The sequence below is a fragment of the Rhizobium sp. P32RR-XVIII genome (assembly GCF_012641395.1).
Lineage (GTDB): Bacteria > Pseudomonadota > Alphaproteobacteria > Rhizobiales > Rhizobiaceae > Rhizobium.
Map to the genome: position 1 here is coordinate 291,050 of NZ_JABAIH010000003.1, position 23,920 is coordinate 314,969.

17 protein-coding genes are annotated in these 23,920 nt (G+C 61.7%); 4 read left to right on the plus strand and 13 right to left on the minus strand.

Going from position 1 to position 23,920, the window contains the following annotated elements; all coding sequences use genetic code 11:
* Nucleotides 1-42: 42 nt before the first annotated feature.
* The 4 genes from treY to HGP14_RS11090 all read right to left on the minus strand — a co-directional run bounded on the left by treY (nucleotide 43) and on the right by HGP14_RS11090 (nucleotide 10,907).
* Nucleotides 43-2,544 (minus strand): malto-oligosyltrehalose synthase, encoded by a 2,502-nt coding sequence (gene treY, locus HGP14_RS11075; RefSeq protein WP_168829887.1) that lies wholly within the window; start codon nucleotides 2,542-2,544, stop codon nucleotides 43-45.
* A gap of 116 nt (nucleotides 2,545-2,660) precedes the next feature.
* The gene (locus tag HGP14_RS11080; RefSeq protein ID WP_168829888.1) at nucleotides 2,661-3,254 is read right to left on the minus strand and encodes a dihydrofolate reductase family protein; all 594 of its coding nucleotides are present in this window, start codon (nucleotides 3,252-3,254) and stop codon (nucleotides 2,661-2,663) included.
* Between the two features lie 106 nt (nucleotides 3,255-3,360).
* Complete coding sequence (gene pbpC / locus HGP14_RS11085) at nucleotides 3,361-5,439, minus strand: penicillin-binding protein 1C (RefSeq protein WP_168829889.1); 2,079 nt, start codon at nucleotides 5,437-5,439, stop codon at nucleotides 3,361-3,363.
* Nucleotides 5,439-10,907, minus strand: a complete 5,469-nt coding sequence (locus tag HGP14_RS11090; RefSeq protein ID WP_168829890.1) for an alpha-2-macroglobulin family protein — start codon at nucleotides 10,905-10,907, stop codon at nucleotides 5,439-5,441. The genes pbpC and HGP14_RS11090 overlap by 1 nt, the downstream gene beginning before the upstream one ends.
* 305 nt (nucleotides 10,908-11,212) lie before the next feature.
* Between HGP14_RS11090 and HGP14_RS11095 the strand changes: the two genes are divergently transcribed.
* Entirely contained in the window at nucleotides 11,213-11,653 is a 441-nt protein-coding gene (locus tag HGP14_RS11095) for a response regulator (protein WP_168829891.1), read from the plus strand.
* A 3-nt stretch (nucleotides 11,654-11,656) separates the two neighbouring features.
* On the opposite strand, the gene HGP14_RS11100 is transcribed toward HGP14_RS11095, so the two are convergent.
* On the minus strand, nucleotides 11,657-12,352 hold the full coding sequence (locus HGP14_RS11100) for a TetR/AcrR family transcriptional regulator (protein WP_168829892.1): 696 nt from the start codon (nucleotides 12,350-12,352) through the stop codon (nucleotides 11,657-11,659).
* A 167-nt stretch (nucleotides 12,353-12,519) separates the two neighbouring features.
* Between HGP14_RS11100 and HGP14_RS11105 the strand changes: the two genes are divergently transcribed.
* On the plus strand, nucleotides 12,520-13,719 hold the full coding sequence (locus HGP14_RS11105) for a multidrug effflux MFS transporter (RefSeq protein WP_168829893.1): 1,200 nt from the start codon (nucleotides 12,520-12,522) through the stop codon (nucleotides 13,717-13,719).
* A gap of 36 nt (nucleotides 13,720-13,755) precedes the next feature.
* Here the strand turns inward: HGP14_RS11105 and HGP14_RS11110 are convergent, their stop codons facing one another.
* The 8 genes from HGP14_RS11110 to HGP14_RS11145 form a co-directional block, all read right to left on the minus strand.
* Nucleotides 13,756-14,793 (minus strand): substrate-binding domain-containing protein, encoded by a 1,038-nt coding sequence (locus tag HGP14_RS11110; RefSeq protein WP_168829894.1) that lies wholly within the window; start codon nucleotides 14,791-14,793, stop codon nucleotides 13,756-13,758.
* Between the two features lie 84 nt (nucleotides 14,794-14,877).
* Nucleotides 14,878-15,633, minus strand: coding sequence for a phosphodiesterase (locus HGP14_RS11115; RefSeq protein WP_168829895.1), 756 nt, complete (start codon nucleotides 15,631-15,633; stop codon nucleotides 14,878-14,880).
* The gene (locus HGP14_RS11120) at nucleotides 15,630-16,451 is read right to left on the minus strand and encodes an inositol monophosphatase (protein ID WP_168829896.1); all 822 of its coding nucleotides are present in this window, start codon (nucleotides 16,449-16,451) and stop codon (nucleotides 15,630-15,632) included. Before HGP14_RS11120 ends, HGP14_RS11115 begins: the two co-directional genes overlap by 4 nt.
* Before the next feature lie 15 nt (nucleotides 16,452-16,466).
* Nucleotides 16,467-17,507, minus strand: a complete 1,041-nt coding sequence (locus HGP14_RS11125; RefSeq protein WP_168829897.1) for a LacI family DNA-binding transcriptional regulator — start codon at nucleotides 17,505-17,507, stop codon at nucleotides 16,467-16,469.
* Between the two features lie 9 nt (nucleotides 17,508-17,516).
* Nucleotides 17,517-18,359 carry an ABC transporter permease gene (locus HGP14_RS11130; protein ID WP_168829898.1) on the minus strand — a complete coding sequence of 281 codons (843 nt, stop codon included), beginning with the start codon at nucleotides 18,357-18,359 and terminating at the stop codon, nucleotides 17,517-17,519.
* Nucleotides 18,356-19,180 (minus strand): ABC transporter permease, encoded by an 825-nt coding sequence (locus HGP14_RS11135; RefSeq protein ID WP_168829899.1) that lies wholly within the window; start codon nucleotides 19,178-19,180, stop codon nucleotides 18,356-18,358. The genes HGP14_RS11130 and HGP14_RS11135 overlap by 4 nt, the downstream gene beginning before the upstream one ends.
* 179 nt (nucleotides 19,181-19,359) lie before the next feature.
* Nucleotides 19,360-20,493, minus strand: a complete 1,134-nt coding sequence (locus HGP14_RS11140; protein ID WP_168829900.1) for an extracellular solute-binding protein — start codon at nucleotides 20,491-20,493, stop codon at nucleotides 19,360-19,362.
* A gap of 32 nt (nucleotides 20,494-20,525) precedes the next feature.
* Nucleotides 20,526-21,656, minus strand: coding sequence for an ABC transporter ATP-binding protein (locus HGP14_RS11145; protein ID WP_168829901.1), 1,131 nt, complete (start codon nucleotides 21,654-21,656; stop codon nucleotides 20,526-20,528).
* Between the two features lie 263 nt (nucleotides 21,657-21,919).
* Between HGP14_RS11145 and HGP14_RS11150 the strand changes: the two genes are divergently transcribed.
* Complete coding sequence (locus tag HGP14_RS11150; protein ID WP_168829902.1) at nucleotides 21,920-22,954, plus strand: Gfo/Idh/MocA family protein; 1,035 nt, start codon at nucleotides 21,920-21,922, stop codon at nucleotides 22,952-22,954.
* Nucleotides 22,955-22,965: 11 nt separating this feature from the next.
* Complete coding sequence (locus HGP14_RS11155; protein WP_168829903.1) at nucleotides 22,966-23,868, plus strand: sugar phosphate isomerase/epimerase; 903 nt, start codon at nucleotides 22,966-22,968, stop codon at nucleotides 23,866-23,868.
* The last annotated feature ends 52 nt before the right edge of the window (nucleotides 23,869-23,920 follow it).

Genomic DNA, 23,920 nt, shown 5'->3' on the forward strand with positions numbered 1-23,920 from the left:
CTTCCAGCAACTGGAAGGTCAAGGGAATAATTTTCAACGCCGTCAATTAGGCTCTATGAGAGCTACGGGTTGGCCGCCGAGCAACGCCGAGAGCAATAGTTCGCCGCCGGGATCGAGCATTCTGCCGGTCAGAAGATCGCACTTGAGGCCTTGAAGAGAGGCAGGCATTTTGATCGCCGTGTTGTTCCAGAATTCCGGCCCGGCGAACAGCACGCCCGGATCGAGCCAGCCGAACATCAGCCGCGGTACGACGGTGATCGCATAGGTTCCGTTCAAGTGCCGCGCAAAGGCGACGACATGATCCTTCCGGCTGCCGGACACCTCAAGCGGCACATAGGAACCTTTCGCAAAGAGCTCCGGCCGCCGCTGCCGAAGATGAAGGCCGATTTCCACGATCCGCTGCTTCAGGGCCGGAACCGTCAGCCTTGCAACCGACGCTCCCTCGGAGAGGCTGGCAGACAGCGCCGCCATGTTGACGGACCTGCGGTTATCCGGATCGACGAGGCTGTAATCGAAGATTTCGGCACCTTGATAGATATCGGGTATTCCAGGCGCCGTCAGCTTGATCAGCGTCTGTGACAAACTGTTCAAATAGCCGGCTTCCATGAATGGCCGCACCACCTCGGCGAAGTCCTCGTGAAAAGCGAGGTTGGTAGAGGCGAGCAATGACGCCGCATAAGCCTTCACTCCCGCCTCGTAGGCGGCATGCGGTTCGTCCCAGCTTGTATGCAGCTTTGCCTCGCGGATCGCCTTTTCCGCGTAAGCCGTAAAGCGCCCGGTCAGTGCTTCTGCCTGCCCATTCGAAAAATCTTCGGGCCAGATGCCGGCGAGCGCCTGGTAAAGCATCCATTCGATATTCGGCTCCGGCGTCAGGCCGCCAGGCAGCTCGATCAGATGCTCGCGGTTCATCTCGCGCCAGCGCTCCACGGCCTGCGCCCAGACATCCGCTCCTTCGCTCAAGGTGTAGAGCCTTGCCCGGGTATCCTCGCCGCGTTTGGTGTCATGGGTCGACGTTGCGGAAAGCCCGTGCGGCTGCACCTGCGCGCGCTCCTGCATCAGGCCATGGAAAGTCTCGAAGCCACCGGCCTTCATGTCCGCTTCACCGCCGACTTCGTTTGCGGCAAGCAATCGGTCGTATCGGTAGAAGAGGGTATCCTCGACGGCCTTTGCCATGATGGGCCCGCTCAATTGCTGGAAGCGGCGGCGGAATTCTTCTGCCGTCGCGCCAGCCTTCTCGCCTCGCAAAAACCGCACGACCAGATCGAGCGCGTCGTGGTTTGCAAGCTTTTCAGTCGCCATGGAGGCGGCATTGGCGAGCACCACCGCGTCCGGCACGTCGAGCGGGCCGTTGCTGCCGTATGTGCGGTAAACCGGAAAAGCGATCAGCAACTCCCGGATGGCCGCCGCAATTGCAGTCCGGTCGAGGTCTGGATGGGCGGAGCGCACGATACTCACCAGCCGCGCCGCCTCGCCTTCGAAATTCCGCTCCACCATCAATCGTTTGGTCGTGCGAAAGCTGGCGTCCAAGTCTGACATTTCGGGCGCGAGCGCTGAATAGGCCGCGCCGAGCTGCCGCAGACCTTCACTATCGATGAAGAGCTGGCTGAGTGCCGAAATGAACTCATAGCCCGTGGTCCCGGCAACCGGCCAGCTTGCGGGCAAGGTCTCGTCATGGCCGAGGATCTTCTCGACGACGATGTAGGTTTCCGATCCTGTTGCCGAGCGAAGCCTCTCCAGGTACTGCTTCGGGTCGGCCAATCCGTCGATATGATCGACCCGCAATCCCTGCACCCGGCCTGATCGCACGAGTTCAAGAGTGAGCCGGTGCGTCTCTGCGAAGACCTTCTCGTCTTCGACGCGCAGTCCCACCAGTCCCGTCACCTCGAAGAAGCGCCTGTAACTCAGATGTTTCTGGGCGTCCTTCCAGTATATCAGCTGCCAATGCTGGGCTTCGTGGAGGCGGGCAATCAGCTTTTTGTCTTTTGAGAGCTCGTCCAACGCCAGATCGTCGGGGTTTGCTGCAGGTAGATCGGTACTGCCGGGTCTAAGCGGCAGAAGGGTCTCAAAATATCCAAGCGCCAGTTCCCCGCTCTCGGCATCATGCGCCAGCCGCAATTCGCCGCCCGAGAGCGCCTCTTCCAATGGCTTGCCGAGGATCGGCAGTGTCAGCCTTTCGCTCCAGTCTATATCGAAATAGGCCGCATAAGGGCTTTCCTGCCCAAGCTGCAGCACGCTTCGCCACCGCGGATTCTCCGTCGAAGCGGCCATGTGGTTTGGCACGATATCGAGGATCAGGCCGAGCCCGGCCTCTCGCAACGCGTCGCTCAGCCGGTCGAAGCCCTCGCGGCCGCCGACAGCAGGATCAATCTCATTGGCATCGGTCACGTCATAGCCATGCGTCGAACCCGTCGTCGCGGTGAAAATCGGTGAGGCGTAAAGGTGGCTGATGCCGAGCGCCTTGAGATAGGGCACGCATTCGACCACGCGGTCGAACGTCACGCCGTTGCGGAATTGAATGCGATATGTCGAAGTCGGAAGCGCCATATCCGCCTGCTGCTAGAGGAGACGGCCCGGAACGACGGCAACTGGCCTTTTGTTCCCGCTATTCTCTTTTAGTTAGGTACACGACCGCATCTGAACACATCCAATCTCAAGCCAACTCACGCCGGCCGGTAAATCTGCGCCACCGAGCCTTTGGGAAAGGTCTTCGAGCTGACCAGCTTGAGGTTCCTTGGCGAGGCGACATCGGAGAAGATCGGCAGGCCCTTGCCGAGGACAACAGGATACAGCATCAGCATATATTGATCGACTAGGTCATGGGCGATGAGACTGCGTGCAAAGGTGGCGCCGCCATGAGCGATAATCGGTTTGCCATCCCCAGCCTTCAGGCTGGCGATTTCCTCGGCCAGATCGCCGCTCGCCATATAGGCTTCGCCCCAGCTTTCCGCACCGGGCTGCAATTGCCCCGTCTGGGCGCTTGCCGCGGCCGTTAGGATCGCCGGCCCTTGTTTTGAAAAGACGGCCTTCGGAATCTGGTTCATCGGCGGCGAGAATACGCTTGTCGAGTTGGGCCAGAAGGCGGCCATGCCCCTGAAAGTGCGGCTGCCCATGATGTGCAGGCTGGCATTCCACGCGTTATCCACCTTCCAGGCGATGGCCTCTTCATCACCGGAAAATATCCATTCGATTTCGCCGTCGGGGCCGCTGACGAAACCGTCGAGCGACATTGCCATTGTCAGGATCAACTCTCTCATCGCTTCCTCCTCGCACTGCTTGACCCAAGGACGTGCTGAACCAGCTGATACCGACAATCCGCATTCTTCAAACGCAAAAATTACATGATTGGCGGGCCCGCAGTTCCTAGTCGACAAAAATGCCGACGCTCGCTGCGCGGCCCATCGCATCGATCACCGTGAGTTTCGAATAGCCGGCTCCGTCAGGCATCCATTGATTCGTGCGGCGGCGCGAAAGATCGGGAAGGGGTTTGCCGTTCGCAAGCCATCGGAACGGTGCGCGGCCACCCTGCAGTTTCAGCATCAATGGCGAAAGGTCGCCGTTATTTGCACCGAGGTCGACATGCGCGCCCTCCGGCGGATAAACGATCTGCGGTGCCGGTTCGCGGCTGGAATTGGAAAGCAGCCCGCTGGCATTCAGTGAAAAGCGCCTTTGGCTGACCGGCAGATCGGCCTGGGCGATGCGCATTGCTCCGGATGGCGGGCGCGCTAGCGGAGTTGTCGCAATGCCCGATTTCGCAAAAGCCTCGAACAGGATCGGCGCCGCCGTGCCGTAACCGGTCAATCCCGGCACTGCGCCATTGTCCGGCCTCCCGACCCAGACGCCGAGGACATAGCGCCCGTCGTAGCCGACCGACCAGGCGTCGCGGTAGCCGTAGCTGGTGCCCGTCTTGTAGGCGATGCCGCGCTGCGCGGCGCCTGCGGGCGGAATGACGCCGGAAAGAATGTCGGTGACGTTCCAGACGGCGACCGGCTCCAGCAGCGGCTCGCCCTCGATCTTGCCGGGCTTTCCCGTCACGCCATCGCCGATCCGCACCGGCTCGCCCTTGTTGGCGAGCGCCGTGTAGAGCTGCACGAGGTCCTTGAGTGTAATGTCGACGCCGCCGAGGCCGATCGCCAAACCGGGCGTCTCGTTCGGCGGCAGGACAGGGTGGACCTCGGCGCGGCGGAAGCGCACCAGGAGCCGCGCCGGATTGATGGCGTCGAGAAGCCTCACGGCCGGTACGTTCAGCGAAAGCTGCAATGCCTCGCGCACCGTCACGTCGCCCTGATAGCTCATGTCGAAATTGCGCGGGCGGTAGCCGAAGAAATCGGCCGGCCGGTCTTCGATGATCGTTTCCTGGTTCACCAGCCCTTGCTCGAAGGCAAGCCCGTAGATGAAGGGTTTCAGCGTGGAGCCGGGCGAGCGGTTGACACGCGTCATGTCGATCCAGCCGGACCGGCTGGCATCGAAATAATCGGCCGAGCCGACCTCGCCGATGATTTCGCCACTACGGGCATCGGCCATAACCATGGCGACCGAGAGCTTCGGGCCAAGCCGCATGGCCGCATTTTTTGCGGCGAGCTCCAAGCCTTCCTGTACCTGCTTCTTGAGCGTGGTCTTGTGCTCGCGTTCCTGCGGCGCCTTGCGCAAGGCCGCTTCGGCGACGTGTGCGGCGAGGGCCGGCAGCTGCATGCGGCGCGCAGGCACGAGCGTTGCTTCGGCGCGTTCGGCCTCGCCGCCGATGGCGTCGACGACGGCGACGCGCTCCAGAACCCGTTTACGGGCAGCTTCGGCGGCTGCGAGATTGCGGTCCGGCCTTCGCCTTTCGGGAAGCTGGGGCAGGGCGACGAGGAGGGCGGCCTGAGCCACCGTCAGCCGCTTCGGCTCCTTGCCGAAATAGGCAAGGCTTGCGGCGCGCACCCCTTCCAGATTGCCACCATAGGGCGCATGCGTCAGATAGAGATTAAGGATCTGCTCCTTCGAAAGCCGCCGTTCGATCTGAATGGCACGTACGACCTGCAGGAATTTCGCCGAGAGCGAGCGTCCCGCTCGGGGCTCGATCAGCCGCGCGACCTGCATGGAAAGTGTCGAGGCTCCGGAAACGATGCGGCCGTTGGTGACGAGCTGCAGCGCCGCGCGCCCGACCGCCAGCGGATCGATGCCATGATGATCGTAGAACCGCCGGTCCTCGTAGGCGACCAGCATCCGAACGAATTGCGGGTCGACGTCTGCGACGGTTGTTTTCAGCCGCCAACGGCCTTCTGATGTTGCGAAGGCGCGAAGCAATTGTCCGTCCACATCCAGCACTTCCGCCGATACGGCATCCGTTTTGTCGAGGGGTGGCGGATAGGCCCTGTCGGCCAGGTCGAGGGCGAACAAAGCTGCACCGGCCAGGATTGTACCGGCAGCAGTTCCGATCGAGAGCTTGTGCCAGAGCCGCATTAGGGTGCCGCGATGACCTCCATCTTGCCGGTTGCCGTACGCGCCGAAAGCTCGGGGCGATACATGTCCTCGACGGTTGCTGCCGGATGGTCGTAGGTGCCGGGCGTCACGGCGCGGACGACGTAGGCGACATTGATCTCGCGATTGTCGTCCGAGGTCCGGTTAAAGGCCGCAACGAAGCGGTCGTTGCGGAATTCGGTATGCGCCGCCGTCTGTTCGCCGATCCAGTCGAAATTGGTGAGCTGGGCACTGTCGACCAGGCTCGGATTGTCGATCTGGAAGCCGGCGGGCAGCAGGTCGGTTATGATGATGCGCGACGGCCAGGCATTGCTTTCCGTCACATGCAGCACGACGACATAGCGTTCGTTCTGCTTTGCCTCGCTGACATTCGCCGGTTCGCCATCGAGCGTGTAGTAGCTGCGCTCGATGGTAAAGCCGTCGCCACCGGCGGGGAGCGGGACAGTGGGCGCTGCGACCGTGGTCACGACCGCCGATACGGGCTCCGTCATGGCGCTTGTCAAGGTCAGCGGATTGCTCAGGAGCGCATCGCCGCTCATCTTGGCCATGTAAGCGCCGGTATGCAGCGCGCCGTTGACGTCGACCTTCAGTGCGTCGTCACCGCTCTGGATCGCGCGGGCGGCAAGCAGCATCCAGGCCTCTTCCTGCGTGCTCTTCCACTTGCTGCGGTCCCATTCCCTGGCAACGGCCTTTGCCAGTTCCGGAATGACCGGCGGCACCGGCCGGCTTTCGGCGGCAAGCGCGAGGATCGCCGCTCCGTCGCGCAGGATGGAGCCATAGTCGGTGCGGGAAAGGTTGACACGATGAACCATGGAATCATTGGTCATCTGCAAGGCGTCGACGAAGATGTTCTTCGATCGCGTCGCATCGCCATAGAGCGCCAGGGCCGCGGCGATATGCGCCTTCGCGAGCGGCGTCGGGAAGTCGTTGATCATCGTGTCGGCGTAATAGCGCAGATCGCTGATCGAAGCTTTCCTGTTGCGCGCGAGAACATAGAGCGCATAGGCAATCTCATCGCCCTGCGTCTTGACGTTCACGTCGTAGCTCAGCGCATTCTGCAGGTTCTCAAGCGCCTGGACCAGCGCGTGGTCCGGAACATCGTACTTCTCTTCGCGGGCACGCGTGAGGAAATCGGTGACATAGGAGTCGAGCCACAGGTCGCCGGAATCCGGGCCCCAAAGGCCGAAGCTGCCCGCCGAGGCCTGATAGGAAAGCACGCGATAGATCGCATCCTGCACGCGCTTCCCGATATCCGCATCGTCTTCGAGCCCGTTCTGCCTCGAAAGCTCGCTGAGATAGAGAAGCGGCAATGCCCGGCTCGTCGTCTGCTCGGCGCAGCCAAAGGGGTAGCGGTCAAGCGCCATCAGCAGCGCGGGAATGTCGAACGCCGCCGAACGCGTCACATTCACGCTGACCGAGGCCCCCGGCAGAACGCTGTTTGCCAGAAGCTCCTTGTCGATCGTCAGCTTGGCCCCGGGCTTGAGCGCGATCACCCGTCGCTCGGTAACGGACAGCGACGATGGGCGAACCGGCACATCGAGTGTTTGGTCCAGCGACAGGCCTGAGGCATCCGAGAGATTGATCGAAAGGGCGCCGTCGCCTGGCTGCTTGCCGATCAGGGATAGCGTCAGGTCGGACTTGGCGCCCACATCGAGATGGATCGTCCGGGAGGCAGAGGCTTCCTCAACGCCGACGGCATCATTACCCGTAACGGCGATCTTGAAATCACCGGCTGGCGCATCGGTATTAGCGATGTCGAGGCGGAGTTCCGCCTTGTCTCCCGGTGCCAGGAATTTCGGCAGGCTGGCCGTGACCACCACCGGATCGCGGACGATGACGTCCTTGACGCCGTGGCCGACGCCGTCCTTCGACCAGGCGACCGCCATGATGCGCGCCGTGCCGTTGAACTGCGGAACGTCGAAGCTGACATTCGCTTTACCCTCGGCATCGAGTTTTACCGGACCCGAGAAGAAGGCGACGAGCTTCTGCGTCGGAGGGCTGCCCTGCAGCGCTACCGCGCCGCCATCGCCGCCGGTGCGCAGCTTGCCGGTTGCTCCGAGCGAGCCGTCGATGAGGCGGCCGTAGAGGTCGCGGATTTCGAGGCCGAGCTGGCGCTGGCCGAAATACCAGTCTTCCGGATTGGGCGCCTCGTAGCGCGTCAGATTGAGAATGCCGACATCAACGGCGGCGACCGTCACATAGGCGTCCTCAATTGCTCCGGCTCCTGCAACCGCGAGGCTGATGTTCAGCGGGCCCCGTGGCAGCATCTTTTCCGGCGCATCGACCTTCACCTGCAGCGCTCGCTGCTCCGGATCGACCTTCAGCCATTTGACGCCTATCGAGCGCATTGGCATATGGCTGTCCTGGCTGGCACCCGGACGGAAAAGCGTGGCGGTGACGTAGGCGCCGGCGCCCCATTCAGCGGTGACGGGGATATCGACCTCGCCGCCGGTCTCGCCCATCGTGGCGTTCTTGACAGCAACGAGGTTTTCCGTGCCTGCTGTCACCATCAGCTCGCCGCCATAGCGCGAAGTGACCTTCAGCTTCGCCGTCTCGCCGACCTTGTAGCTCTCCTTGTCGAGTGCGATCTCGAGGCCATCCGGCGTTTCGGTCGAGATGGACTCCACCATCCACCCGGCATCGAATTCGACGCTGGAGGTTGGGCCGTCTGCGTCAGGGCTTTCAACCTCGAGCCGATAGCGACCCCAGCCTACGGGGACGGAAATCTTGCCGCCATCGAGGCTCGCGTCGATCGTGCCGTTCGCGACCTGCCGGGCATTGTAGATCGGTTCATATTTCCAGGCCGTCCCCTCGCGGTACCACTGGTATTCACGGTCGAGATTGTAGAATTTCCAGCGAAACCCCTTCGTCTCCTGCTTCTGGCCGTTGGTCGAGACGCCGATCACATTGAAGTTGGCGGTTGAGTTCTCGGCTGCATCGCCCGAAAATTCCGGCTTGATGCCGATCATCGGCCCCTGGTTCTTGACCGGAATCACCAGCGAGCGTTCCAGAGCCCGGCCGCCCGCTTCCTGCATGCGGATATAGACGGTGGCATTCAGCAACTGGCTGGTTGCCGGCAGATCGCCGACGGTGAGCTCGGTCGAGGCTCCGCCGTTCTCGTCAAGCTCGGGCAGGCCGTCGATCGGCTCGCGGGTCTCCTCGGTTGCTTCTTCGTCGGCGAGGCCGAAGACGTAGCCCGGGAAAGCCTTGTTCTCGCGCGTCGGCTTGATGACGACATCACCCTCGAGCGTCAGGCCGGCTGCCGGGGCGCCATAGAGATATTTGCCGCTGATGTCGATCGTTGCGGGCGTATCGGGACCGATCTCCTTGGCATCGGTATTCAGCTCCATGTCGGTGCGATCCGGCACGAAATCGTCGACGAGGAAGCTCTTCGTGCCGATCGGCGATCCCTTGGGATCCGTATGGACGTTCATCGTCCAGGTGCCGCGCATGGCGTTTTCCGGAATCGGCAGATCGATCACATAGCCGCCGAGATCGCTGTTTTGCTTGACGACGCGACGGTCCTCGACCCCGTCAGGACGCATGAAGATGAAGGTCAGCGGCAGGTTTTCGATCGCCTTGCCATCGACATCGCGGGCTAGGGCCGATGCGTGCACCGTCTCGCCGGCGCGATAGATCCCGCGCTCGGTCCACGTCATGACATCGATCGCACCGGGCGATGCGCGGCCCGTCACGCCCCGATCGGAGAGATCGAAGCCGGCGCGCGTCATGTCGAGGAAGACGTAGTCGGATGCGCCGTTCCTGGCGGTGATGACCGCGGGCGACAGCGCGGCCGTGCCGCGCATCAATCCGGCTGTGAAGGTGGCGCGGCCGTTCTCATCCGTCTTCGCGGTGCCGAGGACTTCGTTGTTCTTGGCAAGCAACTGCAGCTCGACGCCGGCGATCGGCTTGGCAGAGGCGAGCGAACGCGTAAAGACGTTGAGCCCATCCGTCCCGGCATAGGTGGTGACGCCGATATCGGAAACGACGAACCACTGCGTCGCCTTCGAATCCCATTCGTTGTCGGGCGCGTTGGTGGGCGAAGCGATCAGTACGTAGACGCCGGGCTTGCGCTCGGGCAACGCCTCATCGACCGGGAAGCTGGTCACGACATCCTTGTTGAGGTCGTCGGCGATCTCGATCGAACCCTTCCAGACGAGTTCGCCGCTTTGCTCCTCGATATTCTGCGCGCTGTAACCGTCGAGCTGCGTCAGGAACTGCGAGCTCACGAGAAGCGGTGCGATGCCGCGATCGCCGATGCGGTAGAGCTTCAGGTCGGCGGAGTCGAGATTGACGGAAACGAGCGGAATGCCGCGGCGCGCGGTCGAAGGCAGCACGAAGCTGTCGCCGGTAAACCGCACCATCCGGCTGCGGTCCTTGACATAGATGTCGAGGCTGACAGGTGCTTCCAGCACTTCGTCGACGGATGAGGGCAGGCCGGTGCGGAAGGCGATCTTGTAGGTCTCTCCGTGAACCAGCCCTTCCACGCAGATCTGCTTGTCCTTGGCTTCGAGCGCCTTCGGCGTCTGTCCGTTCAGCGTCACGAAGGGCGCGTAGTCCACCGTCTTCACGAGCGATTCCGAGAAGGTCACGCAGACGCGCGGCGTTGCGCTGTCGGCATCGACATTGTGCTCGGTGATGCGGAAGCCCTGTTCCGACTTGAGCTTCAGGTAGGCGGCCTGCGCGTCCCTGGAATTCGCCAGCGCGAGGCTCGCCTTGTAAGCGTTGAGGGCCGCGCGGAAATTAGAGCTCTTCTCCAGCGAGACCGCAAGCACGGCAAGCGCATCGGCGCGTTTTGAAGCCGTGCGGGTCAGTTCATAGCCGTTCAACGCATCGAGAACCGCCTGGCCGAAAGCCTGACTGTCGGTGCCGCCAAGGGAATTTGCTGCGCGGGCCGTCTCCAGCCAGAGATCGGCGTCATCAGGCGTCAACGCCAGCGCTCCGTGAAAGGCTTCGACCGCGCTTGCAAGATTGTTGGCAGTGAGATCGAGCCGCGCCGTGGCGGTCAGGCTATCGACGGTCTGGCCTTGTTGCGCTTCGGTAAGCGCCAGATTGGCCTTGACGTCGCGTGCCTGCTGGATCAGGTCGGCGGAGAGGAAGCCGAGGCGAGGGGCTGCGCCGATATCTGCTTCCTGCGGCCCGGCTGCGGTTTCGACGATCCGGCCCGCTATGGCGCCGGGGAAAGCGTTCATCGTCTTGAAGTCGGATTTCAGGAAGCACCACTTCACCTTTGGATTATAGGTGAATGCCTTGCAGCTCTTGTCGCCTATGCAAGACGCCTTGCACTGGTCGAGCGAGACATTCTGTTCCGTTCTCAGGTCGAAGCCGAAGAAATCGGCGTCCTTGATCGTCTGGATATCACGCTTCGTTTCCGCAGCTATTGCGGGAACACTCGTCATGATGGCTGAAACAGCTATTGCGACGACTGCAAAGAGCGAGCGTGCAGACATAGTTACCCCCGGGATCCCTGGCGCTGGATTGTGGCACTCTCCAGCCAGTGCGAAAACTTGTCAACACGACCTCAAAGCACCGGCCATAAAGAGCTGCTGAGAATATCCTTCGCGGCAGCTCTTGCGGAAAAGTGCTCCGCGGGGCCTTTAAGAATTTGTCAACCCTACCAAATAGTTAACTTAAAAATTAAGCGTATCGGCTCGGAACATTTCTCGCTCGACGTCGTTATCGACTCAAGTTCCGGCGACGTTAATCCGGCCGGGACGACATCTTTCGCGTGCCTGGGTCAACGGGGGATGGGGTGATGGCCACGAATGTCTTGCGTAGCTGGCTATGGGATAACCAGATGAATCAGCGAGTATTGATAGTGGAGGACGAGTTCCTGATCGCCCTCGATCTCGAAGCGACCGTTCACTCCATGGGTATGGAAGTGACGGGATTTGCTGCAAACAAGGACCAGGCACTGCGCTATGCCCCCACAGCTGACATTGCCTTTGTGGATGTCAATTTGTCGGACGGTGCAACCGGGCCGGAAATCGGCCGCAGGCTAGCGGAAGATTATGGCATCGCCGTTGTCTTCATGACAGCTAATCCCGAGATGGTCGCGGGAGGAGTAAAAGGTACGCTCGGCGTCGTCAGCAAGCCGGTCATGCCATCGGTCGTCGAACAGTCCCTGAAATATGCTGTCGCGCACCGCAACGGTATGTTGGCCGCGGTGCCGGCGCAAATGCGGGCGTTCGCCTGAAAGTCAGCCACTGACGGCGGCAAGTTGTGCCCCGGCCGCGAGCTTGTCAGCGCCGTAGGCCCGAAGGAACGTCCGCACCGCGTTGCGGGCGGCACTTTCGAGTTGTTCGTCTGTCGGCGCCTGGCCGAACAGCATCATGATCTGCAGGTCCGCATTTCCGAGAGCAAGGAATTGCCGCGCCGCGACATCGAAATCGTCTATCTTCAACGCACCGCCTGCGCTCAGCCGCGCAAAAAGAGCGCCAAGCGCGGAGATGATCCGGTCGGGACCCTGCTGGCGCCAGGTCTCGAACAGATGCGGGTAGCGCTCGCCCTCGGTTTGAACGAGGCGACGGAGAAATTTTCCATCCTGGTTGCAGACGCAGTTCTTGTTGATGCGGATCAAAAAGGCCACGAGGTCCTCTTCCAGATTGGCCGCATTTGCCGGAAACGTTGCGAGCATCGAAAAAAGCATCGAATTGGCGCGCTTCAGAACGTCATCAACGACGGCGACGAACAAGGTCTCCTTCTCGCAATAATGATTGTAGATCGTTTGACGGGAGACATGGGCCTCCACCGCGATCTCATCGAGGCTGGCCCCCGCAAAGCCCTGGCGGCAGAAAACATCCGCGGCCGCTTCCAGGATAGAGGCGCGCTTCTTGAACTGGCCGCGCTGGGTTGGACCGTCCGATCTCTTTTCGGGTGTCGCGAGATTTTTCATGCGTCAAAGATAAGGCGTCTTGACGTTTTAGACAATGCTGTCTAATTGTACACGCATGTCCAAAATAGTTGACACATCGGTTTGTATTCGCTGACGCTTCTCCCAAGCGCGTCGCGACAGCGACCAATTATCATTGAACCGCTGCGCTTTTATGAAAGATCACCAAAATGACTGCTTCATTCTTTCGCATGGCGCTCGTCCTTGGCCTTTTGTCGGCCATAGGTCCGTTTGCCATCGACATGTACCTGCCGGCTCTGCCGTCCATCGGCGCTGATCTGGGCTCGGATAACAGCGTAACCCAGCTGAGCCTGCTTTCCTTCTTCATTTCCTTTGCACTTGCCCAGCTGCTCTACGGGCCGCTGTCGGATATGTGGGGCCGCAAGCTGCCGCTCTACCTGGGCATCGGCATCTTCACTATCGCCAGCGTCGGCTGCGCGCTGGCGCAGAACATCGAGACCTTGATTGCCTTCCGTTTCATCCAGGGCATCGGCGGTGCGGCGGGCATGGTCATTCCGCGTGCCGTCGTCCGGGATATGCATACCGGCGTGCAGGCTGCCCGCCTGATGTCGCTCCTGATGCTCGTCTTCTCGATCTCGCCCATTCTCGCTCCGCTTGCCGGCAGCGCCGTCATCGAGTTCTATGGCTGGCGCGGCGTCTTCTGGGCGGTCATGGTCGCCGCCTTCATCGGGCTTCTCCTGCTTGCGACCCAGCTCGATGAAACCCGCCCGGAGAAGGACCGCAAGGGCAGCGGCCTCGGCAGCGCGATGTCAGCCTATCGTTTCTTGCTGCGTGACAAGAACTTTCTGACGCTGACCTTCATCGGCGGGCTCGGGATTTCGAGCTTCCTCGTCTATCTGGCGAACTCGCCTTTCGTGCTCATCCAGCATTACGGCCTGACGCCGACGCAATACAGCTTCGCCTTCTCGATCAATGCGGTATCGTTCTTCGCAGTGTCGCAGGCGACCGGATGGCTCGGCGAACGTTTCGGCCTCGTTCGCGTCATGCGCACCGCAGTTACCGCTTTTTCCCTTGTCATGGTGGTCATGGCGGTCGTGATGGCGAGCGGCCTCAACCAGCTTCCTGTGATGGCCGCATTCCTCTTTGCCGGCTACGGTTTCCTCGGTCTCGTCATCCCTACGAGCGCGGTTCTTGCTCTGGAGGATCACGGCGAGATCGCCGGCACTGCCTCGTCGCTGATGGGCACACTGCATTTCGTCATCGCGGCCGTCGCGATGGTCGTGTCGAGCCTCTTTGCCGATGGCACGGCGCTTCCGATGGCGGCGGGTATCGCGGTCTGCGCTTTGTTCGCCTTCATCGTGACACAAGTGGCTCTTGGCCGCCGTGCTGCCGCAGCACCTGCCGAATGACAATCAGAGCCGCGCTTGAATTGAGCGCGGCCTTTCTCAAGGCTCGAGGGAAAAGGCATCGCTTTCGCCGGGAACCAGTTCCAGCGGCCAGATCGTGTTGTGCGCCCCTTTTGGATAGAAGTTTGCATAGGCGGGCATGGCTGCAAGCAGCGTCTCTGCAAGTTCGACGCCGAGATCGCGCAGCGACATGCGGAAGCAGGTGAGCGCCGGCTGCAGAAATTTTGCACGCGGCTCTTCGCGGAAGCCGATCACGGCCAGATCCCGGCCTGGCACGACACCAGCCTCCATGAGCCGCCTGTAGAGGCCGATCGCCATCAGCTCGTAGATCAGGATGATGGCCGTCGGCTTGCTGTCCAACAGCAGCAATTCGTGCCCGGCCTGATAGCCGCCTTGCTCGCTCGACTTGACGCGGATGACGAGCTTCGGGTCGTATTTCATGCCGTGCCGCTCGAGCGCCTGCCGATAGGCGTCGACGAAAATATAGCCGAGATTAATATCGCTCGACGGTGCGGCGACTGCGATCTTGCGATGTCCCTTGGCGACTAGCCGCGCGACCGCCGATGCCGCGACACCCTCGAAATCAAGGTCGATCCACGGGTGGTTTCCGCCTGACGAACTGCGTCCGAGCGCCACGAAGGGTATCTTCGCCTTCACCAAAAGGTCGATACGCCGGTCAATTCTCTGCGTTGCCGAAATGATCATCGCGTCGACGACACGCCGCGCCACCATGCGCTTCAGATACTCATACGGGTCTTCGTCGCTCGGGCAGGGGAGCATCACTAGGTCGAGCTTGTGTCGCGAAAACACGCTCTGCAGACCGCCCGTCAGGCCAAGAAAGAAGTTGTCGCTGTTTTCGACCGTTTCCTTGTTGGATTCGATCATCAGGCCGATGGCATTGGTAGTCCCTTGCCTGAGGCTGCGGCCGGACTGGTTCGCTACGTAGCCGAGCTCTTCGGCAGCAGCAAGCACACGCTTGCGCGTTTCCTCGTTGACGTCAGGCTTGCCATTCAGCGCACGGGAAACAGTCCCAATCGAGATATCGAGATTCTCGGCAAGCTGGCGGATACCTTTCATCTGCGGCGATCTTCCTCCCGGGCCGAAACGTGTAATCCGTCCTTATTGCCATAGGAAAACGTTTCCGGAAAGCAGCTTCGCCAGCTAATCCTGAAACTGGTGGAAGTGGATGACGAGCGAATCCGGTTCGGCGAAGATGATCGAATAAAGCGGCGCCTCGAACGCATTGGAGGTCTTCTCCGAGACGAAATCGAGCGCCGTCTGGTGGTTCGTGCTGCGCAGGATGGTGAAGGGAACGCCCTGCCAGTTGCCGGTGACGAGGCGGTGCAGATGGCCGGCGAAAACATGCCGCACGTTGTCGTGCCCCCTCACGAGATCGAAGAAACCCTCAGGCTCGGCAAGGCCGATGCGGTCAAGCGCTGGAATATGCACCCTCGCCGGAGGGTGATGCATGAAAATACAGACGGGGCGGTCCCTCGCTTCTTCGAGCCTTTCCCTGAGCCATGAAATCCGGGTGGCGCAGAGCCTGCCCGTCACCTTGCCGTCGTCGAGTGTATCGAGCGTGATCACCCGGCCCCGGGGCAGGTCGATTGCAGCCTGCGCAAAGCCGTTGCCGCTCATCTGATCCGGGAACACGGCCGCAAAGTTTGCCCGGACATCGTGATTGCCGAGCATCAGCCGAATGGGCAGCGGCGAACGCGAAACGCGCTCTTTGAGGATACGGTAGGTCTCTTCCCCCCCGGTTTCGGAAAGATCGCCCGAGACGACGACCAGCGCCGCATCGGAATGGAACCTTTCGATATCCGAAAGGCATGCATCCATGCGCGCCGCTGGATCGAGGCCGAGCAGCATCTGACCCGCTGGAACGAGATGGAAATCGGAAATATGGATGAGCTTCATGAAAAGGTTCCGGCGTCTTCGAGTGAGCGCGCGACGAGTGCGAGCAGTTCTTCACGCATCTGTGCTCCCGCGGCGATGACGGGGCCGCCGGTTTGGAGGGTGCGGCCTTCACCTGGAAATTCGGCGGTCCACCCGCCGGCTTCCCGGACCATCAGCAGACCAGCCGCGCAATCCCAGGCATTAATATGCGGCTCGTAGTAGCCGGCAAGGCGGCCGCAGGCGACCTGCGCCAGCATCAGCGCGCCGGAGCCGTTGCGGATGAACATGCCGCCCGCCTCGAGCAGGAGTTGAATGAAGCAAGAGACCTGCCGCAGCGGAATGCGGAAATTGGCGCCGACGCCGAGCAGGCCGGTCGAAATCGTGCTTGTACGGCTGACATGCACCGGCCGTCCGTTGAGCTGTACCCCGGCATCTTTCTTCGCGACGAAAAGGTCGCCGGTCGACGGCTGGCAGATCAGCCCCAGCACCGTGTCGTTGCCCTTCATGACGGCTATCGAAATGCACCATTGGTCGATGCCATGGATAAAACAGCTGGTCCCGTCGATCGGATCGATCACCCAAAGATAGCCGGATGGTCCTTCTTTGAGGCCCTCCTCCTCGCCGAGCACGCCGTCATCCGGAAAGCTCGCAGCGATCCTTGCGCGGATCAGCGCTTCGATCGCCTTGTCGGCTTCGCTCACGACATCCTGGCCGTTGAGCTTCTGGCTGCTCTCCAACGAGGCGAGATCGGCAAAATAAGAACGCGCCCTCGTGGCGGCGTCGAGGATCACTTGGCGTGCGAGTACGAAACGCGGATCATAGGGGAATTCGCAATGCATGGATGTCTTTCTGGGTCAGGGTACGAAGCTGTCCCGGATGATCAGCTCTGGGATGACCCGTTCATAGGCGGGGGGCAGGTCGGGGTTGGCAAGGCGCTTTTCCATCAGCTCGACGGCGCGGCGCGCCATCACGACAGGGTCCTGCCGGAACGTCGTGAGCCGGTAGCTCAGCCAGGCCGCCTCCGGCACGTCGTCGAAGCCGATGACGGCAACGTCTTCGGGGATGCGCAGCCCGAGCGTGGTGCGGACATAGTCCATGAGCCCGAAGGCGATCTGGTCATTCGCACAATAGACCGCGTCCGGCCGTTCAGCCTCGGAAAACAGCTGCTTTGCAGCGGCAATGCCGCTGTCATAGTCGGAATCCTTGCCGCGGCCGATCGAGACGGTCGCCCCAAGGGCCTCGGCTGCCGCCTTGAAGGCGGTTTCGCGCTCTGCGATGCTGGACGTCGCCGAATCGGAAGCGGCGACAGCAAGCCGCCGGCGGCCTTGGTCGAAAAATGCCTTCGCCGCCTTGCGGGAAGCTTCGGAGTTCCCCGCCCTGACATGGTCTGCATCCGGCTCCGTGCGGCCGATCACCACCAGCGGCTGGCCGTTGCGGTGCGCGAGCTCCACGAAGTTGGCGGGTGGCGAGCCGGAAAGAATGATCGTCGCTTCGGCCCGGTGGCCGATCAGCATCTTCTGGGCCGCGAGCAGTTCCTCTTCGGTTTGACCGGTGTTGATGAGGATCGGAATGCTGCCGCGCTGGATCAGGAACTTGGCGAGCGCTGCTGCCAGATGGGCGCGAAAGCCCACTTCCGGCTTCGTCGCCACGATGCCGACAAGCCGGCTCTGGTTGGCGAGCACGCCGCGCGCGAGGTCGTTGACGTGATAGCCGAGCTCTTCGGCGGCTTTCAGCACCCTTTCGCGGGTCGCGGGCGCGACGCTGGCGCCCGGCGTAAAAGTGCGCGACACCGCGGAGCGCGAGACGCCCGCGAGTTGCGCAACCTGCTCGGCACTCACAAAGCGCATCCGCTCTTTGCGCTGGCTCTTTGCGTCGTTCGTCGGGCCGTCGTTCATGGCAATCTCTCAGTGCCCCACACGGGACAGGACGTCTGCCTTCAGGAATCTCTCAACGATTAGCATAAAAGCCAAGGATGGAATGAGCAGCAAGAGGGCGGTGATCGAGGCGATCTGATAATTCCCACCGGCGCCTGCAGTATAGAGCAATAGCGGCAGCATGTTCACATCCGGTGCTCCGACGAAGTAGCTGCCGGTGAATTCGTCGAGGCTTTCGAGGAAGACGAAGATGGCGCTCGCCATCAGCCCTGGCGCGGCAAGGGGAAGGGTGATGTCCATAAAGGCGCGGAAAGCACCGGCGCCGGTGGAGCGCGCTGCCTGCTCCAGTTCCTCGTCGATTGCCGAAAAGGCCGCAGTCGCAATCCACACCGCATAGACCAGTCCATGAGACGCATGCACCAGCACGACGCCGAGGATCGTGCCGTTCAGCCGGATCTCGTAGAAGATACGCGCGACGTTCACATAGACCGTCAGGTTCGGAAAGGCCTGGGGTATGAGGAAGGCAAGCAGGATCAGCGCCCGGAAGGGTAGCTTCAGCCGCGCCAGCGCATAGCCGGCCGGGACCGCCAGAAGCAGCGACAGGACGACGGTCAGCACGGCGACAATCAGTGAATTGCTGAGCGACTCCAACGCGCCGCCACGGGGCGCAAAGACCTTGGCCCAGCTGCTGAAGCCGTATTGCAGCGGCAGGCTGTGCGGGAAGTACCACTTCTCCGCCACCGTCCAGAGCAGGAGGTTTGCCAGCGGACCGAAGATGAAAAAGGCAAGCAGCCCGAAGATGATGGCGCGAGGGATCCACCAGAGGGTAGCCGCGGGATGCGCTTGCGAAGCAGAAAGCGTGGCGGTGGTCATGCGCGCTCCTTCAGGCTCTGGCGCAGGTAGATCCAGGCGACCGACGAGGCGAGCACCAGCGATACAAGTCCGAGCGCGTTGGCGACGCCATAGTCGCCATAGGCGTTCACACGGAAGGCTATGTCGGCCGTCAGCATCGTCGGCGATTGTGCATTGATCATCAGTGGCACGGAAAGAACCGACATCATGGTCACGAAAGAAAGAATGAGGCCGACGGTCAGCGTCACCGAAACCTGCGGGACGAGGACTTCAAAAAGGATGCGCAGCCGCGAGGCGCCGAGATTGCGGGCGGCCTCGATCGTGTCGCGGTTGACCGACGCCATGGCGCCGGCGACGAGCAGGGCGACGAAAGGTGTCTGCTTCCAGACGAAGGCAATGACGATGCCGCGCCAGTCGAGGTAGCTCTGTGCGTCGATCGGCGTCAGCAGGCCGAGGCTGATCAGCGTGCTGTTCATCAGCCCGCTCTTGGCAAGGAAGGTGCGCAGGATCTGGCCGACGACAATGAAGGGAATGAACATCGGCCAGCGATAGAGCCAGCGCAGTATTGCGACAGCGACCGGATGTTCGCCGAGGGTGAGATAGCCGCCGATCGCGACCGAGGCGAGACCGATGAGGATGGCCGAGATGGTGATGATCACCACCGAAAAGACGATGTCTTTCGTGTAGAGATCGAAGGTCTTGTAAAAATTGTGCCAGCCGAAGCCTCCGTCTTCCACGCGGAAAGCGCCGACCGCCGACATGACCAGCGGCAAGATGAAGAGGAAGGCGATCACCGCAAGTGCCGGCAGCACGAGCAGGAGACCGAGGAGGCGTCTGGACATCGTTCGACCTCGTTTCTTGTTCCCTTCTCCCCTCGGGGAGAAGGTGGCCCGGAGGGCCGGATGAGGGGGCGGTTCGGTTGGGAAGCGGCCTGCCTGCGCCGGCCGTTCGCTCCTTCGTCGCTTACCCCCTCATCTGTCCTTCGGACATCTTCTCCCCGTCGGGGAGAAGACAGTTTTCGTTACTTGACCGACTGTTCGTAGGCTTCGAGGATCGCGTTGTTGTACTGGGCGATCGGGAAGGGCTTGCCCTTGGTGGCAAGGTCATCCGGCGTGATGTCGACGAAGAGCTTGTTCCAGGTCGCGTCGTCTAGCTTCGGCTTGACGTACTGGGCGTCGATGCCCGGATACCAGTTGAACTTCTTCACGATGCCGTCAGCCTGAACTTCAGGGCTGGTAGCGAGCGCGATGAACTTCTCGGCGAGATCCTTGTGCGATGCCTTTGCCGGAACGACGTAGTGCATCGGCTGGCCCGGCATGCCCGGAGCAGGCAGGATGAGCTTCAGGTCCGGCGGAAGCTGGCCGTTGGCCTGCCAGGAGTAGAACATGTCGACCCAGACCGGGCCCATGGCGATTTCGCCGCGGGAGAGCAGGTCCAGCGTGCCGGCGTTGCCGGGAGTCAACGTCGCGTTCTTGGTGAAGTCTGCGAGGCTCTTGAAGGCGTCGCCCCACTTGGTGGTTTCGTCCTGTTTGAACGGACCGGTCATCAGGTTGTTGGCATCGCCGCCGCCGAAGGCGTAGATCCAGCCCATGACGAAGCTGACGCCGGAAGCGCCGCCCTTGATGCCGTTGTAGCCGAACTGCTTCGGATGTTCCTTGGCCCATTCGGCAAGCTCGGTATAGCTCTTCGGCGGGTTCGGAACGAGCGTCGGGTTATAGGCGATCGCCGTCTGGCTGTTGAACATCGGCATGACATAGCCGTCGACGTCGGAGCCGAGTGCGTTCTTGGCATTGTCGCGCGAGACGAGCTTGCCGGTGTCGATCGAGCCGCGGTACTTTTCGAGATAGCCCTTCTGGACCATCGGGCCGGCAAACTTCTCGTGGACGACGGCGACGTCGATGTCCCAAGCGCTGCTGTTGGCAGCCTGCTGGGCGTCGAAGCGCTCGAGGATCTTCTGCGAGCCGGCATCGCCGGGGCCGGTGCCGACGGCGCGGACGGTGTTGCCCGGATAGGCCTTTTCAAAGAGCGGTCCGAGATACTGGTTGATGTAGTCGACCATGTTCTGGTCGCCGGCGGTTGCGACGGTCAGGTCCTCGGCCTTGACGGGCAGGGCGGCGAGGGCGACGGCGAAAGCTGCATAGGTCAGTCTCTTCATGAGTACGTCTCCATGGGTTCAAAGGGATAAAGTCATGCGTGCGCTTTCCCGGCCGCGGACCGGGAAACGGAAATGGCCGGGTTGGACTCCGGCGAATTGAAGAGGAAGAGCGCGTCGGCGCCGACATGCACCTTGACGCGGCTGCCCGGCTGGAAGGCGCGCGACGCATCGGCCATGATCTCGCCTTTGCCGAGCTTCACCGAATGGCGCCAGTGGCCGCCGGGGTAGCTGACGGCCGCAACCTCGCCTTCGAAGGTCATGCCGGGCACGGCGACCGGCATGTCGGGCGGCAACAACTGGGCGGCTTCCGGCCGGAAGCGTGCCTCGACGGCGCCGGCGCGCAGCCCGCGACCGGACAGCGGCACGCTGCCCGCCGCATTGGCCGGACCTGCTGCGATCGCGAAGCTTTCGCCCTGCGGCGTGCCTTGGAGTGCAAGCATGTTCTCCGCGCCCATGAAGGCTGCAACGAAGGCGGATGCAGGATGGTTATAGACCTCTTCCGGCGTCCCCTGCTGGGCGATCTGCCCTGCATTCAAGATGACGATGCGGTCAGCCATCACCATGGCTTCCTCGCGGTCGTGCGTCACGTGGATTGCCGTGATGCCGAGGCGCCGCTGCAGCGCCCGCAGCTCGTGGCGCACAGTCAGGCGGATGCGGGCATCAAGGTTGGAAAGCGGCTCGTCGAGCAGCAGGATTTCGGGATCGACCGCCAGCGCCCGCCCGAGGGCGACGCGCTGGCGTTGGCCGCCGGAGAGCGCTGCCGGTTTGCGCGCTCCAAGCCCGTCGAGGCCAAGAAGGGTCTGCATGGCGGCGACACGGCTGGCGATGTCCGCCTTTGCGACGCCCTTGAGCTTCAAGCCGTAGCCAATGTTCTGCGCCACCGTCATATGCGGCCAAAGCGCGTAGGACTGGAAGACCAGCGCCATGCCGCGCTTGTCGGGCGGCAGATGGGTCACGTCGCGGTGGCGCACGGAGACCTTGCCGGAGGAAGGGGCGATGAACCCTGCGAGAACCCTGAGCAGGGTCGTCTTGCCGCAGCCCGACGAGCCGAGCAGCGCAACGAATTCGCCGCGCTCAATGCTGAGGTTGATATCGTTCAGAACCTTGGTGCTGCCGTATCTGCAGGCAACAGAACTCAGTTCCAGAAACGCGTCCTGGCTCATCATGTCTCCTCCCATTGCACGGCTGTGCAATCCGATCGGGAGCTTAGTAGAATGTTTGTTTAACAGCCAGATGACAGCGCCTATTTTTTTGTGCTGCACTGCGGCGCAAACCGCCTTAAGGGCACGCTTTCGCTGGTGTTTTCCGCAGCAATTCTTCTATTTTTTGCCTCCCTTGACAGCAGGAAACGTTTCCGCTTAGGATCGTAAACGTTTACGGAGCGTATTCTCGGAGGTTTGTAGAGAACGCGCCGCGGGAGGAAATCGTGAAATTGAATGCCGTTTTGTGCGGGTGCGGAGCTATGTGCAAGGGTTGGCTGCGCGCGATCAAGGAAACGCCGGCGCTGGCCGATGCGATCAAGGTCAACGGCCTTGTCGATTTGAACCCCGCCGTCGCCGAAGCGATCGCTGCGGAGTTCGGTTTGAGCGCCGCTGTCATCAGCACAGACCTTTCGGAGGTCCTTGCCAAGACGAAGACGGATGTCGTGTTCGACGTCGTGGTCCCGGCTGCCCGTTTCGATGTGGTTTCCACAGCACTCAAGGCCGGTTGCCATGTGCTCAGCGAAAAGCCAATGGCGACGTCGCTCGCGGAAGGTGCCGCACTGATTGATCTTGCGGCCGAAATGGGCAAGATCCACGCTATCATCCAAAACCGGCGCTTCATCTCCGGCGTCCGGCGCATGCGCCGCTTTGTTGAAAGCGGTGCGATCGGCGATCTGACCGGCATCCATTGCGACTTCTTCATCGCCCCGCATTTCGGTGGCTTCCGCGAGGAGATGGATAACGTCCTGCTACTCGACATGGCGATCCACACCTTTGATGCCGCCCGCTACGTTGCCGGCAAGAAGCCGCTCGCCGTCTATTGCGTCGAGAAGAACCCGAAGGGGTCCTGGTACCGTCACGGCGCCGCAGCCAATGCCACCTTCGAATTCTCCGACGATGTGGTCTTTACCTATCGCGGCTCCTGGTGCGCCGAAGGCGAGCGCACGAGCTGGGAGAGTGAATGGCGGCTCGTGGGCTCCAAGGGCATGCTCACATGGGATGGTGCTGACAATTTCAGCGCGGCCGTCTCCGGAGGCGAGCCCGGCCTTCTGCACGGCTTTGCGCCGGTAAACGTTCCCGGCCCCGAGCATGACGAAGAGACGCACGGCCACGCCAGCGTGATCGCGAGCTTCGTAGACGCCATTCGTACCGGCAAGCGGCCGGAGACGGTCAGCAGCGACAACATCAGAAGCCTTGCCATGGTCTTCGGCGCGATCGAGAGCGCAAAGACCGGGAAGCGCATTGAAATTTCAGCATAAGGATAGATGACGTGAGCAACCCTGCAAAATCCATTCGTATCGGCACCATGGTGAGCGCCTCGAAGGGCGGCGCCGACAAGCGTATCGCCCAGATCGCCGATCTGGGTTTTGAGAGCTTCGAACCCTTTTTCTGGCAGACGACCAACGGGCAGGATCTCGCCGAGCTTGGCAAGCGCTGCGTGGATGCGATCGGTGACCGCGACATCACGATCTCGACCCTCGGCATGTTCGGCAATCCGCTGGAAGAAACCGACATCGACCTGCAGACACTGCAGGGCTGGAAGGACTGCATCGACAACGCGCATCACTTCGGCGCCACCTGCGTAGCCGGCTTTACCGGCCGCATTCGCAACAAGCCGCTGACCGACAGCCTGCCGCGCTACAAGGAGATCTGGAGCGAGCTTGCCAAGCGCGCCGCCGACAAGGGCATCAAGATCGCTTTCGAAAACTGCGCCATGGACGGCAACTGGGCGACGGGCGACTGGAACATCGCCCATAATCCGGACGCCTGGGAGCTGATCTTCAACGAGACGCCGGACGACAATATCGGCCTCGAATGGGAGCCCTGCCATCAGATGGTCTATCTGATCGAGCCGCTGCCGCAGATCCGCAAGTGGGCCAAGAAGATCTTCCACGTCCACGGCAAGGACGCGACGATCCGTTGGGATGTCATCAAGGAACACGGCATCTTCGGCAAGGAGAAATTCGTATTGATGCGTACGCCGGGCTTCGGCGATAGCAACTGGACGGACATCATTTCCGAGCTGCGGCTCGCCGGTTGGTCGGGTTCGATCGACATCGAGGGCTGGCACGACCCGGTCTATCGCAACGAGCTGGAGATGACCGGCCAGGTTCATGCACTGAATTATCTGAAGCATGCTCGGGGCGGCGACTTCGTCGCCGACGCCGCTTGATAGGAATGTGTCCGGCGAGGAGGAACTGCCGGGCACCGGAGGATAACCACAA